Annotated in this window: 12 protein-coding genes and 1 tRNA gene; 8 read left to right on the top strand and 5 right to left on the bottom strand. The window is 50.9% G+C overall.

All coding sequences use genetic code 11. The annotated features are described in order from the left end of the window. Window positions 1-2 precede the first annotated feature (2 nt). Both AB7038_RS17360 and orn read right to left on the bottom strand, forming a co-directional pair. Window positions 3-75: transfer RNA gene (locus AB7038_RS17360), tRNA-Gly, on the bottom strand. 214 nt (window positions 76-289) lie between these two features. Further along, a complete protein-coding gene (gene orn / locus AB7038_RS17355; RefSeq protein ID WP_368889638.1) occupies window positions 290-835 on the bottom strand; it encodes an oligoribonuclease in 546 nt (181 codons plus the stop codon). Between the two features lie 164 nt (window positions 836-999). Between orn and rsgA the strand changes: the two genes are divergently transcribed. The 6 genes from rsgA to AB7038_RS17325 all read left to right on the top strand — a co-directional run bounded on the left by rsgA (window position 1000) and on the right by AB7038_RS17325 (window position 9734). Continuing rightward, complete coding sequence (rsgA, locus tag AB7038_RS17350; RefSeq protein ID WP_004241350.1) at window positions 1000-2049, top strand: small ribosomal subunit biogenesis GTPase RsgA; 1050 nt, start codon at window positions 1000-1002, stop codon at window positions 2047-2049. 89 nt (window positions 2050-2138) lie between these two features. Then, entirely contained in the window at window positions 2139-3074 is a 936-nt protein-coding gene (asd, locus tag AB7038_RS17345; protein ID WP_368889637.1) for an archaetidylserine decarboxylase, read from the top strand. 12 nt (window positions 3075-3086) lie between these two features. Continuing rightward, window positions 3087-6449, top strand: coding sequence for a miniconductance mechanosensitive channel MscM (gene mscM / locus AB7038_RS17340; RefSeq protein ID WP_369453712.1), 3363 nt, complete (start codon window positions 3087-3089; stop codon window positions 6447-6449). Window positions 6450-6562: 113 nt separating this feature from the next. Continuing rightward, the gene (locus tag AB7038_RS17335; RefSeq protein WP_250325990.1) at window positions 6563-7435 is read left to right on the top strand and encodes an endonuclease/exonuclease/phosphatase family protein; all 873 of its coding nucleotides are present in this window, start codon (window positions 6563-6565) and stop codon (window positions 7433-7435) included. After that, window positions 7428-7865, top strand: coding sequence for a hypothetical protein (locus AB7038_RS17330; protein WP_214214317.1), 438 nt, complete (start codon window positions 7428-7430; stop codon window positions 7863-7865). Before AB7038_RS17335 ends, AB7038_RS17330 begins: the two co-directional genes overlap by 8 nt. 558 nt (window positions 7866-8423) lie before the next feature. Then, a complete protein-coding gene (locus AB7038_RS17325) occupies window positions 8424-9734 on the top strand; it encodes an amino acid permease (RefSeq protein ID WP_072872206.1) in 1311 nt (436 codons plus the stop codon). A gap of 71 nt (window positions 9735-9805) precedes the next feature. Here the strand turns inward: AB7038_RS17325 and yigL are convergent, their stop codons facing one another. The 3 genes from yigL to recQ are packed head-to-tail and all read right to left on the bottom strand — an operon-like array spanning window position 9806 to window position 13470. Continuing rightward, a complete protein-coding gene (gene yigL, locus AB7038_RS17320) occupies window positions 9806-10609 on the bottom strand; it encodes a sugar/pyridoxal phosphate phosphatase YigL (RefSeq protein WP_369453711.1) in 804 nt (267 codons plus the stop codon). A gap of 21 nt (window positions 10610-10630) precedes the next feature. Then, a complete protein-coding gene (pldB, locus tag AB7038_RS17315; protein WP_369453710.1) occupies window positions 10631-11632 on the bottom strand; it encodes a lysophospholipase L2 in 1002 nt (333 codons plus the stop codon). An 11-nt stretch (window positions 11633-11643) separates the two neighbouring features. Further along, a complete protein-coding gene (recQ, locus tag AB7038_RS17310) occupies window positions 11644-13470 on the bottom strand; it encodes an ATP-dependent DNA helicase RecQ (protein ID WP_369453709.1) in 1827 nt (608 codons plus the stop codon). Between the two features lie 347 nt (window positions 13471-13817). Between recQ and rarD the strand changes: the two genes are divergently transcribed. Both rarD and AB7038_RS17300 read left to right on the top strand, forming a co-directional pair. Then, window positions 13818-14714, top strand: a complete 897-nt coding sequence (rarD, locus tag AB7038_RS17305) for an EamA family transporter RarD (RefSeq protein ID WP_036409478.1) — start codon at window positions 13818-13820, stop codon at window positions 14712-14714. A 51-nt stretch (window positions 14715-14765) separates the two neighbouring features. Beyond that, window positions 14766-15275 (top strand): DedA family protein, encoded by a 510-nt coding sequence (locus AB7038_RS17300; RefSeq protein ID WP_072872209.1) that lies wholly within the window; start codon window positions 14766-14768, stop codon window positions 15273-15275. Window positions 15276-15281 lie beyond the last annotated feature (6 nt).

Here is a 15281-nt window from a genome sequence, read left to right as displayed (position 1 = left end):
GGAGCGGGAAACGAGACTCGAACTCGCGACCCCGACCTTGGCAAGGTCGTGCTCTACCAACTGAGCTATTCCCGCATATTTTGCAATTTGCCCGCACCGCTTTCGATTGAAAATCTATCTCGGTACGGGGAGCGCATTATACGAAAAATTCATTTTCTGGCAAGCCCTCCGGCACGAAAAAATGAATTTTTTTGTTCAGATGCCGATAAAACCGGCAAATATGCTATAAAACACGCAATCTGAACTAATATTAACCGATCGACGGCTGAAAATCAGCCCCCGTTTTTTATCACAGGCGGATAAAGGTTTCGCGGTAGTAAGCCAGTTCCGCAATTGACTCACGGATATCATCCAGCGCCTGATGGGTGTTTTTCTTGGTGAAGCCGTCCAGCACTTCCGGTTTCCAGCGGCGGGCCAGCTCTTTCAGAGTGCTGACATCCAGGTAACGGTAGTGAAAATATTGCTCGAGGGCCGGCATATAACGGAACAGAAAACGGCGATCCTGGCCGACACTGTTACCGCAGATAGGAGAAGCGCCCTGCGGCACCCACTGTTCCAGGAACGCGATAGTGGCCTGCTCGGCCTGCGCGTCAGAATACGAGCTGGCGCGGACACGTTCAGTTAACCCGCTGGCACCGTGTGTACGGACATTCCAGTCATCCATCAGACCTAACTGTTCATCAGACTGGTGTACCGCCAGAACCGGGCCTTCCGCCAGAATATTCAGGTTTGCATCCGTCACAATGGTGGCGATTTCGATAATCCGGTCACGTTCCGGGTCAAGTCCGGTCATTTCCAGATCGATCCAGATAAGGTTCTGTTCACTTTTTGCCATGTTGTATCCTATAGTTACCTGAGTATCCGCCTGTTTTTTGTTCACACGGATTGAATGATGACGGGTAAAATGAATGGTGTATCATAGCGCGTAATCCGCCCTGCCGCGAGTCACCCCGGCGGGCACTTTCTTCTTTACGTGGTGTCAAAACAGACGAGGTTTCGTTGGCTAAACAAAAACTTTCCAAAGGTCAGGTACGGCGTGTTCAGGCAAACCAGCAGCGCAAACTGCGCAAAGAGAACCGCCCGGAGCCTGAGGACAGCCTGTTCGGTGAGGCTCAGGAAGGACAGGTAATCAGCCGTTTCGGGCAGCATGCGGATATTGAAGCCGCGGACGGTTCGGTACAACGCTGCAACCTGCGCCGCACTATCAAATCACTGGTCACCGGTGACCGTGTGGTCTGGCGTGCTGCGTTGCAGAATAACGAAGAAGGCCGTGTTAACGGAATTGTTGAGGCAGTACATGAGCGTGAATCGGTACTGACCCGTCCTGATTTTTATGACGGTATCAAACCGATCGCTGCCAATATCAACCAGATAGTGATTGTTTCCGCGATTTTACCGGAATTATCACTCAATATTATTGATCGCTATCTGGTCGCCTGTGAAACACTCGGTGTGGAACCGCTGATTGTGCTCAACAAAATTGACCTGCTGAATGACGAAAGCCGCGACCAGGTCAATGATTTAATGAATATCTATCGTAATATCGGGTACCGTGTGCTGGAAGTGTCCGGCCACACCAACGAGGGGATTGATGCACTGACGGCAGCACTTGCCGGACGGATTTCCATCTTCGCCGGACAATCCGGTGTCGGGAAATCCAGCCTGCTCAATACATTGCTGCCGGAAAACGCCGATATCCTGGTCAATAACGTTTCTGATGTTTCCGGGCTGGGCCAGCACACCACCACCGCCTCACGGCTGTATCATTTCCCGCACGGCGGGGATGTGATCGACTCACCGGGAGTGCGTGAATTCGGGTTGTGGCACCTGACACCGGAGCAGGTCACTCAGGGATATACGGAGTTCCGTGATTATCTCGGCGGCTGTAAATTCCGTGACTGCAAACACGGGGATGACCCGGGCTGTGCGCTGCGCGAAGCTGTGGAGAACGGCGAAATCAGTGCGGAACGCTTTGAAAATTATCACCGCATTCTGGAAAGTATGGCACAGGTCAAACCACGCCGTAATTTTACGGCCGGTGAAGACTGACAAGCGCAATAAGCACAGGTACAATAGCCCCCTTTTGTTCAGAATTCGCCGGAAAAACCGGCAGATAACAAACAATACCAGAGGTCGATGTGCTGGATACTCTTAAAATAAAATTACAATATTTGCTGCCTAAACAGTGTCTTACTCAGCTGGCGGGCCGCTTTGCCAACAAAAAACTTGGCTGGCTGACACAGCTGGTGATCAAAGCATTCGCCAAAGCCTACAAAGTGGATATGCAGGAAGCGAAAGAGAGCGAGTTTATCGCTTACAGTACCTTCAATGAGTTTTTTATCCGCGCACTGAAAGAGGAAGTCCGCCCGATCGTACAGGGCAGCGAAACCCTGGCACTGCCGGCTGACGGCACCATCAGTCAGCTGGGGCTTATCCGTGACGATCAGATTTTACAGGCCAAAGGGCATAACTACACCCTGGAAGCCCTGCTCGCCGGAAACTGGCAGCTGGCGGATCTGTTCCGCAACGGGCAGTTTGTCACCACTTACTTATCTCCGCGTGATTATCACCGCGTACATATGCCGTGTGACGGCCATCTGCGTGAAATGATCTATGTCCCGGGCGACCTGTTCTCCGTCAACCCGCTGACTGCCGCCAATGTACCGAACCTGTTTGCCCGTAACGAGCGTCTGATCTGTGTGTTTGATACGGATTTCGGCCCGATGGTGCAGATTCTGGTGGGCGCCACGATTGTCGGCAGTATGGAAACCGTCTGGTGCGGTATGGTCACCCCGCCGCGTGAAGGAATTGTCCGCCGCTGGACTTATCCGGCACACGACAGCGTCTGTGCGGTAAACCTGAAAAAAGGCGAAGAGATGGGCCGCTTTAAGCTCGGCTCCACGGTGATCAACCTGTTCCCGGCAGATACAGTCGCACTGAACAGTGCACTGGCAAACGGCGTTTCCACCCGTATGGGTGAACTGCTGGCCACCCGCATCACGGCGGATAAAGCCGCCTGCGCGGAAGAAAGCCCTGCATGCCCGTCACAACCGGACGCCGCTGCCACTAACTGAGGACTCTCCCCTGTGCGCCTGATTATCTCATTTTTACTGGCGGTTTTTCTTTTCTCCCCGCTGACAGCGGTATATGCGGCATCGGATATTAACGAGCCGCAGATCCGTCAGGAACTGAAGCGGATTGAGAGCAGCAAAGATCCGAAAGATATTGAGATGACGCAGGCGTTACAGGCAACCCTGAACTGGCTGACAGACAGCAAAGCTGCGGATGAACGCGCACAAAGCTATCAGGACACCATCGATAACTTCCCGAAGCTGGTCAGGGCGTTACGCCAGCAGTTGCTGGAAGAGAGTGATTCCCCGGCCAAAATTCTGACCACCCGCCCTATCAGCGACCTTGAGCAGCAGGCTATTCAGCTCAGCGGACAACTGCTGGAGCAGGGGCGGCTGTTACAGCAGGAGCAGGACAAAAACCGCGAAATCAGCGATTCTCTGACCCTCCTGCCCCAGCAGCAGTCCGAAGCCCGTCGTCTCCTGAATGAAGCCACCTCCCGCCAGCAGGGACTGGCAACCCCGCTGACCCCGCTTGCCGAAGCCCAGGCCACGCTGGCCGCCGCAGAAGTGCAGGCACGCAAGGCAACGGTCAATGAGCTGGAACTGGCACAGCTTTCTGCCAATAACCGCCAGGAACTGACCCGCATCCGCCTTGAACTGCTGCGTAAACGCTATCAGCGGCTGGATCTCGAACTTCAGCAGCTGCGCAGTGTGCTCAACGGCAAACGTCAGCAGAAAGCGGAACTGGCGCTGGAACGCACCGAACTGCTGGCCGAACAGGCCGGTGATTTGCCGCCGTACCTGAAAGAACAGATTGATATTAACCGCGAACTGTCACAGGTACTGAATGATCAGGCCGCGCACATGAGTGATATCGGGGAGATGCAGCGCCAGGCGGCAACTGATATCCAGAAAGCGCGTCAGGTACTCGGCACCATTCAGGAGCAGGCACAGTGGCTGAACGGCTCAACCGCACTGGGGGAAGCCCTGCGGGCACAGCTCAGCCGCCTGCCGGATATGCCGAAACCGCAGCTGCTGGATAAAGAGATCACTGACCTGCGTGTTGAGCGTCTGAAATATGAGAATATGCTCGATGCCCTGTCCGGTAATAATAATGAACCGGATACGTCACAGACAGCTTCTCTCCCTGCGGATCAGGCTTCGCTCTATCAGCAGCTGATTCAGAACCGCAAAGAACTGCTCGGCTCCCTGCTCTCCGGTTACGATACCGAAATTCTGGAGCTGACCAAGCTCAAAGTGACCACCAGTCAGCTCAGTGATGTACTGATTGAAGTCCGCGACGACACCCACCGCTATCTGTTCTGGGTTGCGGATGCCGCACCGGTTTACCTCAATTATCCGATTGAGGTACTGACCAGCCTGACCAAGCTGCTGTCCCTGGATACCCTGGCGCAGCTCGGCGGTGCATTTAAAACCATGTTCTCGTGGCAGAACAAAGAGATTTCACTCTATATCATTGGCACCCTGCTGCTGGCGATTTTCGGCCTGAACTACCGCCGCCACTATCAGGCATTTCTGGACAGAACCAGTCAGCGTATCGGTAAAGTGACCCTGGATCGCTTCTCCATCACACTGCGCACCCTGTTCTGGTCTGTGCTTGTCTCTCTGCCGCTGCCGGTACTGTGGTCTGCCATCGGCTACGGGTTACAAAACGCCTGGCAGTACCCGATGGCGAAAGCGATTGGTGACGGTGTCAGCGCCACCACGCCGGTGCTGTGGCTGTTTATGTTCTGTGCGACCTTTGCCCGTCCTAACGGGCTGTTTATCGCACAGTTCCGCTGGCCGGAAGCCCGTGTCAAACGGGCAATGCGTTTCTATCAGCTCTCTATTTTTGTCATTGTGCCGCTGATGATGGCAATGACCACCTTTGAATATTTCAATGACCGGGAATTTGCCCCGACACTTGGCCGTCTCTGCTTCCTGCTGCTGTGTGCCGCGCTGTTTATCATTACCAGCAGCCTGCGCCGTGCGGGGGTTCCGCTCTATCTTGACCGCCACGGCAGCGGCGACAACGCCGTCAGCAAAGGGATGTGGTGGCTGCTCCTGCTGGCACCGGTCGTGGCGGCGATTGCTGCTCTGCTCGGCTATCTCGCGACCTCACAGGCGTTGTTGGGCCGCCTGGAAACCTCGGTCGCCATCTGGTTTATGCTGCTGGTGGTCTACAACATTATCACCCGCTGGATGCTGATCCAGCGCCGCCGTATCGCCTTTGAACGCGCCAAACAGCGCCGTGCTGAAATTCTGGCACAGCGGGCAAAAAGTGATGATGACAGCAGCGTCAACAGCAATGCCAACAGCGCGGAAGGTGTGATTGATATTGAAGAGCAGGTCATTGACCTCGATACCATCAGTGCGCAGTCGGTCGGGCTGGTCCGTTCGATTCTGACCATGATTGCCCTGGTATCCTGTATTCTGCTCTGGTCTGAACTGCACACCGCCTTCTCCTTCCTGGAAAATATCCGGCTGTGGGATGTCAGCAGCAGTATCAACGGCGTGGATACCCTCCAGCCCATCACGCTCGGCTCTGTCTTTGTGGCTATTCTGGTGATTATCATCACCACGCAACTGGTACGGAACCTCCCGGCACTGCTGGAACTGGCGCTGTTACAGCATCTGGATCTGACGCCGGGCACCGGTTACGCCATCACGACCCTGACCAAATACACCATCACCCTGGTCGGCGGAATTGTCGGCTTCTCACTGATCGGCATTGAATGGTCGAAAATGCAGTGGTTTGTCACCGCGATGGGTGTCGGGCTCGGCTTTGGTTTACAGGAGATCTTCGCCAACATTGTTTCCGGTCTGATGATCCTGTTTGAAAAACCGATCCGTATCGGCGATACCGTGACTATCCGTGACCTGACCGGCAGCATTACGCGCATCAACACCCGCGCCACCACGCTGACAGACTGGGACCGCAAAGAGATTATCGTTCCGAACAAAGCCTTTATTACCGAGCAGTTTATCAACTGGTCGCTCTCGGATACCGTGACCCGTATCGTCCTGACCATCCCGGTCCCGGCGGAAGCTAATCCGGAGCAGGTCACCATTCTGCTGCTGATGGCGGCACAGGACTCGGCAATGATTCTGGACACGCCAAACCCGGAAGCGTATCTTGTTGATTTACAACAGGGTATTCAGATTTTCGAACTGCGCGCCTACGCCGCTGAAATGGGGCACCGCCTGCCGGCACGTCATGAGATCCACCAAAATATCCTGCGCAGCTTCGCGGAAAACAATATCATCCTGCCGTTCCCGCCGTTTGAAGCACGTGTGGATATGGTGGGAAATATTCTGCGCAGCGGCACAAAGAATCTGTCGGGCCGTAACCCGATGCGGAAATCAGGCGGGTTGTGATAACCGGTAAAGCCAGATAATAAAATTTAAGATATACTGCTGACAGTGAATCTTCATCTTAAATCAATTATCTGGCAACCATTTTAAATAGAATGAATACAAGCAAGTTAAATTTGGGATGGTGGAATATTGGTATATCCCCGCCAATACGTTCCAATAAGGCAAAAAAAACCGACACTATTACTTTAGCCGGTAATTATATAACGCAGTTCATTCAGCAGCGGGACCTTGATTTTTTCGCGCTCTGTGAAGTGTCTGAAGATGAATCCTGTTTTCTTAATGGCCTTGCAGAAAATGAAAAATTTACATTTGTTGATTTAACCAGTTCTGTTGGCCGCATTATTATCGATATCTCTGTTATTTATAATCCTGAAAAATTATCCTACGTAGAACATACTCATCTGACAGAAGTCCAGCCCGATGGAAAGTCATTACGGGCAGGTGTAAAAGTTATATTTAAAGAACTGAAAAACAATGACGAGATCGTTTTTTACTTATCACACTGGCCATCAAAACTCAGAAATAATGAATCTGTCCGAGAAAGCATTGCTACTTATATAAGAAATGATATTAATAATATTCTAAATAAAAATATAGATGCTAAAATAATTTGCATGGGTGATTATAATGCTCAACCTTACTCCTATGCATTACGTAAAAAACTCTTTGCGACCCGGGATTTTCATCTGATAGAAAAAAGAAAAAAATTGCTCTTTAATCCGTTCTGGAAAATTCTGTCTGATGGTTTGTACAATAATATCGGTACCTATTACTACAGCGCACCTTCCGCTAACCGGTGGTATGTGTTTGATCAAATGATTTTTTCATCCTCTTTCGTAACACAAAACAAGGATAATCTTAAGCTTATTCTCAATAGTACAGATTGCCATAAAGTGATCAATGACATTGACAATGCAGTCTCAGACGTGGTGTATTTAGATAACTTTGACCATTTACCTATTTTTTGCGGATTACATTATGAGTGATAACGACGACATCCTGAATTCAATTAGAAGCTCATTCCAGAGCGCATTAGATATTGTAGAGATAAAAAAAGATATTGAGTCTAAAACATTCGATTTGCTTAATTTAGTTAAAGAATCAACAAACAATATCGTGTATCCGGAAATTAAAAATATTGATAATAATAAACTAATCAGTATGCTCTCAGCACAAACAATATATGACAAAGCCATATATCTGAAAAGTGAAACCAACCCAGAAATAAAACATCTTTTATGTGAATATTCGTTAAATAAATCAACCGGATTTCCGGTAACTGTTCGATATAAAAAAGAAGAGTTTTCATGTAATACAATGGATATTTTAAAGTCAACATTAACAGATATTTTAACCACGCCCGAAACAGCAATGGTTATGGCCAACTTATTTTATGGTAAAGAAGCTGATTATTAAGTATAAAAAATAGCCGGTATCAGAAGTAACTGGCTATTTTTATTAATACTTCCTATTCTGGCCACACAAAACAGGCTCTTTTTCTGTTATATCTGAAAAAACTGTACATTCATCCACCAACCAGATGATATCAATACCGGAGAGCCGGATCTGTTCCGGACAACCGGATGTGTCTTTTTTGTGTAACAGAACCGCTCCGGGGATACTACAGGAACAGCTCACGCTTTGTTCATTTCCATGGTCAATATCACGTATGCCACAGAACTCTCATTTTTTATAAAATCACTTCTTCACGTAAATTTATACCTGATAAGCAATATTAATGATTACTCCGTTTACTTCACACCACGTTTAATAACGCTTATGGTCATCCGGGAGAAAATTTTTCTCCTGATATCACCTTACCCCTCTCTAAAAAGCATTATTTTTTCTGATTTGCATCCTTTATGATAAAGATATTAAAAAAATAAGCCTGCTGATAACAAAACGTTATTACATAATACGTTGTTTAAATCGCACCCGTTAAGAACAACATTGTTTAAGATTTAAACATTAAGGATGTTATTTATGGCGATAAATACGACACATTCCGCGGCGGAAAATGCCGGGATGAGTGAAGAGCAGTGGCGGGCAGCGACCAAATTTGATGGTACCGATGCCGGCTGGGTTATTATGAGCATCGGGATGGCAATCGGCGCAGGTATTGTTTTCTTACCGGTTCAGGTCGGTCTGATGGGGTTATGGGTTTTCCTGCTGTCCTCCGTTATCGGCTATCCGGCTATGTATCTGTTCCAGCGGTTATTTATTAACACGCTCGCGGAATCCCCGGAATGTAAAGACTATCCGAGTGTGATTACCGGTTATCTCGGTAAAAACTGGGGAATTTTACTCGGAGCGCTGTATTTTATTATGCTGGTGATCTGGATGTTTGTTTATTCCACCGCCATCACAAATGACAGTGCGTCTTATTTCCAGACTTTCGGTGTAACAGAAGGATTATTATCCGACAGCCCGTGGTACGGATTAATTCTGATTTGTCTGCTGGTTGCTATTTCTTCACGCGGCGAAAAGCTGTTATTTAAGCTATCCAGTTTTATGGTGCTGACCAAACTGTTTATTGTTGCCGCACTCGGTATATCGATGGTGGGCATGTGGCACCTGTATAATATCGGTTCACTGCCGCCTGCCGGCCGTTTAATTAAAGAAGCGGTTATTACGCTGCCGTTTACCCTGACATCCATTCTGTTTATTCAGACTCTCAGCCCGATGGTCATTTCATTCCGTAATCAGAATGTGAACCGGGAAGTGGCCCGCTTTAAAGCCCTGCGGGCGATGAATATCGCTTTTATTATCCTGTTCTGTACCGTCTTTTTCTATGCCGTTTCCTTTACCCTGGCAATGGGTCATGACGAGGCGGTTAAAGCTTATCAGCAGAATATTTCCGCACTGGCAATCGCCGCTAAATTCTTCCCCGGCGGCTGGGTAACTGTGGTCAGCGTGATGCTGAATATTTTTGCGGTTATGACGGCATTCTTCGGGGTATATCTCGGGTTCCGCGAAGCCACGCAAGGGATTGTGATGAATATTCTGCAGCGCATGATGCCTGCTGAGCGGATTAATGAAACCCTGGTGAAATACGGTATTATGGTATTTGCGGTGCTGCTGGCCTGGGGCGCCATTATTCTCAACGCACCGGTACTGAGCTTTACCTCAATATGCAGTCCGATTTTCGGAATGGTCGGTTGTCTGATTCCGGCTTATCTGGTTTATAAAGTCCCGATGCTGCATAAATATAAAGGCATCTCCCTGTATCTGATTATTTTTACCGGGTTGCTGCTCTGTGTATCGCCGTTCCTGGCATTTTCCTGATAATGCACTCAGAAACAAAAAAGCCGCCGGATTTATTTTCCGGCGGCCTTTTGTTGATCTGAATATAAAAATTACTGCTGATATAACCGGCGCAGATAATGAGCAACCGCGTCGTCTGCATTCGAACCGATCACTTCCATCTCCGGCAGGATATCTTTCAGGCGCTGATGCGCTCCCGCCATAATGCAGCCTTTTCCGGCCATTTCCAGCATTTCACGGTCATTCATGCCGTCACCGAAAGCAATACAGTCATTCAGGCGGTAACCCACGGATTCTGCAACCTGTTGCAGTGCCTCACCTTTCGAAACACCCCCGGCCATCACTTCCAGGCAACTGCGCAGCGAGAAACTGACATTCACTCTGTTACCGAAACGCACACGGATTTTGGCTTCCAGCGCGACAAGTTTCTCGTGGTCATCACAGGTGAAGTAGACTTTACAGACCTGATCCACCGGAAAATCATTGCGGTCGAACAGCTCATACATAAAAACAGATTCCCGGAAAAACTCTTTTTGTTCCGGGCTTTCACGGTTGATCATCCAGCCGTCACCCCGGTAATAGTTGGTGAGGATATCCGGATTATCAAACTCCATCAGGCACAACTCGCGGACCACATCCGGGTCCACATCATGACTGAATACCAGCTCGCCTTTAGTGTTGTGAACCCGTGCCCCGTTGGAGGTGATCATAAACGCATCAATCCCCAGCGCATCACGGATCTGTGCCACATCCACATGATGACGGCCGGTGGCAAAAATAAAATGTACGCCTTTGTTGATGGTCAGCAGGCGGAGAGTTTCCTTGGTGTAGGGGGTTAAACTGTGGGCAGGTGATAATAACGTTCCGTCTAAATCTGAAGCAACCACATGATACATATGCAAATTCCTGAAAATTGATTAGTGGAGTCCGAAAAAATGACAAATCGCATTGAGCGCGACAGCGCGCAATGCGTCTTCTTCGAACAGGATCTCGTGATAAGCTCCCTCAAACGTCAGAGGCATATGTTCTTCTTCTTGTCCTGTCCGGGCTTTACGGCGGTTTTCGCAGAAAGCCAGCAACTCCCGATTGTCCACCACCTTATCTTCTGATGCCATCAGCACCATCAGCGGGGTGTTTATCTCTCCCGCCTGCGCAATTATTTTCTGCCCGATATCAATGCTTTCGCGTAACCAGTGATACGTGGGTCCGCCGAGACGTAAAGCAGGATAATCAGCATAACAGCGCAGGTAACGCCGGTACCGCGGGTAACTGTGGGTCAGCATGTTGATTAAAAACGGCAACGGCTGCCACTTCCCGGTTGATACCGCATACTCATTGCGTTCCGACGACCGTTTATCGGCCCGGTTCACAATCATATTGGCCAGCCACATCGGCATCGGTAAATTGATGCCGAACATCGGGGCACATAATACCGCGGCACGGAAGGTGTCCGGCTCGCGTAACAGATAACCGCCCAGTATCGCACCGCCCATCGAGTGTGCCAGTGCATAGCGGCAAGCGTAATTTTTCTCCGCCAGCGCGATGTTGGTGAACTGAGAAAAATCATCAATATAGTCGTCAAAACGCTCGACATGACCTTTTTGCGGATCATCCAGCATCCGCCCGGAAAGCCCCTGCCCCCGGTGATCCATAATAAAGACATCAAAACCGAGGTGGAAAAAATCGTACAGAACTTCCGGATATTTGACGTAACTTTCGCTGCGTCCGGAGCTGATCACCAGCACTTTATCATGGTCAGGATCGGTAAACTGCACATAGCGGATAGTGACATCATCCACGCCCTGAAATGTCCGCTCATCCCGCCGGTTCCAGAAATCAAGTAACGGGCCGTTCACAAAGGCAGAATATTCCGCTTCGCGTTCCAGCCAGCTTGCTTTCAGGGTGTCCGGTGGCAGCATAGGGTGCTCCTTCAGTCGTCAAATCCGGTGAGATGCTCGCGGATAAGGGCCATAAATGCATCGCCGAATCGTTCCAGTTTCCGCTCTCCGACGCCATTTATCAAGAGTAAATCATTTGCCCTGACCGGGCATTGTTCCGCCATTTCAATGAGTGTGGCATCGTTAAACACCACAAACGGCGGGATATTTTCCTCATCCGCAATGGATTTGCGCAGTTTGCGCAGTTTTGCGAACAGTTTTTTGTCGTAATTACCGCCGTAACTGCGGGCTGTCTGACGCGGATTGATATTCTGGATCCTCGGTACCGCGAGTTGCAGCGGCACTTCGCCGCGCAGAACCGGGCGGGCGGATTCGGTTAATTGTAACGCAGAATAATTAGCAATGTTTTGCGTTATCAGCCCTAAGTGGATCAACTGGCGCAGCACACTCACCCAGTGTTCCTGGCTTTTGTCTTTGCCGATGCCGTAAACCGCGAGTTTATCGTGTCCGTATTCACGGATCCGCTGGTTATTCGAGCCGCGCAGCACATCCACAATATAACCCAGACCAAAACGCTGCCCGGCGCGGTAGATGCAGGACAGCGCCTGTTGCGCCTCAACCAGCCCGTCATACTGTTTCGGCGGATCCAGGCAGATATCGCAGTTGCCGCACGGTGTCTGGCGGTTCTCGCCGAAGTAATTGAGCAATACCAGGCGGCGGCAGGTCTGTGCCTGGGCAAACGCGCCCATGGCATTCAGCTTGTGCTGTTCGATATCTTTTTGCGGCCCGGCCGGTTTTTCATCCAGGCAGCGGCGCAGCCACGCCATATCCGCCGGGTCATAAAACAGAACCGCTTCCGCACTGACCCCGTCACGTCCTGCACGGCCGGTTTCCTGGTAATAGGACTCAATATTGCGCGGGATATCAAAGTGCGCGACAAAACGGACGTTGGATTTGTTAATCCCCATCCCGAACGCCACCGTGGCAACCACGACCTGTAAGTTGTCCTTGAGGAAGGCATCCTGAACCCATTCACGTTGTGAATTATCCAGACCGGCATGATAGGCCGCGACACTCAGGCCGCGCTTTTGCAGACGGGCAGCGACATCTTCCACTTTATTACGGCTGTTACAGTATATGATGCCGCACTGGCCTTTCTGACCACGGACAAACATCCACAGTTGATCAAACGCTTTATATTTTTCCACCAGCGTGTAGCGGATATTCGGGCGGTCAAAGCTGCTGATGTGGATCAGCGGATCACTGAGGCGCAGCCGCGAGCAGATATCAGAGCGCGTGGTGTTATCGGCAGTGGCTGTCAGGGCAATGACCGGCACACCCGGCAGATGCTGGCGAAGCTCGCCTATCGAGCAATATTCCGGCCGGAAATCGTGTCCCCACTGGGAAATACAGTGCGCTTCATCCACCGCCAGCAACGACGGCTGCCACTGCTGTAACTGGCGGATAAAGCTGCTCATCAGCAAACGTTCAGGTGCCACATACAGCAATTTGATGCGGTTATTGTGACAGCCTTCCAGTACCTTCTGCTGTTCCTGCGGGGTCTGCGCCGAGTTCAGATAACCGGCTTCCACCCCCAGCAGGCGCAGCTGATCGACCTGATCTTTCATCAGGGAAATCAGCGGTGACACCACCACTGTCAGCCCCGGCAGCATCAGTGCCGGAATCTGGTAACACAGTGATTTCCCGCCGCCCGTCGGCATGACCACCAGACAATCGCGTCCGCCGGTCACGGTATCGATAATGTCGGACTGTCCGGCACGGAATTGCTGATAACCAAAGACCTGGCGCAGGATAGCGTCAGCGTCGGGCAGGGTATTGATGACTTCAGCGGTAGACACGCAGCTCCTCAGGTGAAACAGAAATCCGGGCAGTGCATTCTGCCGGTGAAAAGATGCTTCTATGCTAGCTCAGTTTGCCATCAGATAACAGACTATCCGCACGGACGGTGATAATATTCGATCGGTGCTGAGTTTTTTTGCGCACACTTGCTGGTGTAATTTTGTGATGCGCGTTACACTTTCACATCTTTTTAACGTCTTTGCCGCCATCCGGCGTATCGCAGGCGATCACATTTTACGAATAATTAATTAATGACGTGATTAATCACGTTGTAACCATGTGGTATCAATGCGAGAGTGACCGCGCCGGCAGGCATCTTCTTTTCTTCTTTCAGACTTGGACTATCATGAGCCAGCAACAGACCGTAAAAGGCGTCCTTTGTGCTCTCGGCGCTTACTTTATCTGGGGTATTGCCCCTGTGTATTTCAAACTGATCCAACAGGTGCCTGCGGATGAGATCCTGACACACCGGATTATCTGGTCATTCTTTTTTATGATCCTGCTGATCACCGTGTCACGCCAGTGGCCGCGTATCCGCCAGATTATCCGCCAGCCGAAGAAAATCATGATCCTCGCACTGACCGCCTGTATCATCGCCTCAAACTGGCTGATCTATATCTGGGCGGTGAACCACAACCATATGCTGGAAGCGAGTCTCGGGTACTTTATTAACCCGCTGGTGAATGTGCTGTTCGGGATGCTCTTTCTCGGTGAGCGTTTCCGCCGCCTGCAATGGTTCGCCGTGTGCCTCGCCTTTACCGGCGTGCTGATCCAGCTCTGGCAGTTCGGTACTGTGCCGGTGATCGGGCTGAGTCTTGCCATGACGTTCGGCCTGTATGGTCTGCTGCGCAAAAAACTGGGGGTGGATGCCCAGGGCGGGATGCTGGTGGAAACCCTGTGGCTGCTGCCGGTTGCCGGTATTTATCTGCTTTTCTTCGCCAACAGCGCCACCAGCAATATGACCATGAACAGCCTGACGCTGAATCTGCTGCTGATTGCCGCCGGGATTATCACCACCGTACCGCTGCTGCTGTTTACTGAGGCCGCTAACCATCTGCGTCTCTCCACACTCGGCTTCTTCCAGTACATCGGTCCGACCCTGATGTTTGTGCTGGCGACCACCGCGTATGGTGAGGCCATTTCCGCAGAGCGGCTGATCACCTTTGCCTTTATCTGGGCGGGACTGATTGTCTTTACCCTGGACGCGCTGTACACCCAGCGCCACCGCTACAAAAAAGCGTGATATCCTGTGAGACAGCGCCGGATCTGCCGGTGCTGTCACCGGGAGGATAATATGGACTGGATCACGCATCATCTGGCGGTACTGCACGACCATCCGCTCTGGCTGCTGGCCATTCTGTTTGTTATCGCCCTGAGCAAATCCACGATTATTCTCTCTTCCGTACTGCCGCCCGCCTCGGTCATGCTGATGACGGTGGTGACTCTGGCATTTCCGGTCGTCCCGGTCGTGATTATCTGGCTGGTGATTACGCTGGGAGCTGCCTGCGGTTCGATGATTTCGTATTATCTGGGCCGTCTGATTGTCACCCGCAATTATTTTCCGGGGCTGATGGCGAAATACAAAACTGCCCTCGGCAAAGCTCAGGCACGGCTTCAGACCAGCGGGCTGCTGATCCTGTTTACCTCACGGTTTATTGCGGTGCTGCGCTATCTGATCCCGATGGCGGCCGGATTGCTGCGTTTCACACAAACCCGGGTGCTGGTGACCTGTCTGCTGTCCGCCGGGGTCTGGACCGCCCTTTACATGCTGATTGCAAAGGGCATCGAGTTCACATTTTTCTGAGGAAGG

The organism is Morganella morganii, from assembly GCF_041099235.1.
Classification (GTDB): Bacteria; Pseudomonadota; Gammaproteobacteria; order Enterobacterales; family Enterobacteriaceae; genus Morganella; species Morganella morganii_E.
This window is presented reverse-complemented; position numbering and strand designations above follow the sequence as displayed.

Excerpts from the sequence above, each read along its gene's own strand:
- AB7038_RS17325 (WP_072872206.1), top strand. The coding sequence starts at position 8,424 with ATGTTATTTATGGCGATAAATACGACACATTCCGCGGCGGAAAATGCC.
- yigL (WP_369453711.1), bottom strand. The coding sequence starts at position 10,609 with ATGTATCATGTGGTTGCTTCAGATTTAGACGGAACGTTATTATCACCT.
- pldB (WP_369453710.1), bottom strand. The coding sequence starts at position 11,632 with ATGCTGCCACCGGACACCCTGAAAGCAAGCTGGCTGGAACGCGAAGCG.
- rarD (WP_036409478.1), top strand. The coding sequence starts at position 13,818 with ATGAGCCAGCAACAGACCGTAAAAGGCGTCCTTTGTGCTCTCGGCGCT.
- AB7038_RS17300 (WP_072872209.1), top strand. The coding sequence starts at position 14,766 with ATGGACTGGATCACGCATCATCTGGCGGTACTGCACGACCATCCGCTC.
- orn (WP_368889638.1), bottom strand. The coding sequence starts at position 835 with ATGGCAAAAAGTGAACAGAACCTTATCTGGATCGATCTGGAAATGACC.
- AB7038_RS17330 (WP_214214317.1), top strand. The coding sequence starts at position 7,428 with ATGAGTGATAACGACGACATCCTGAATTCAATTAGAAGCTCATTCCAG.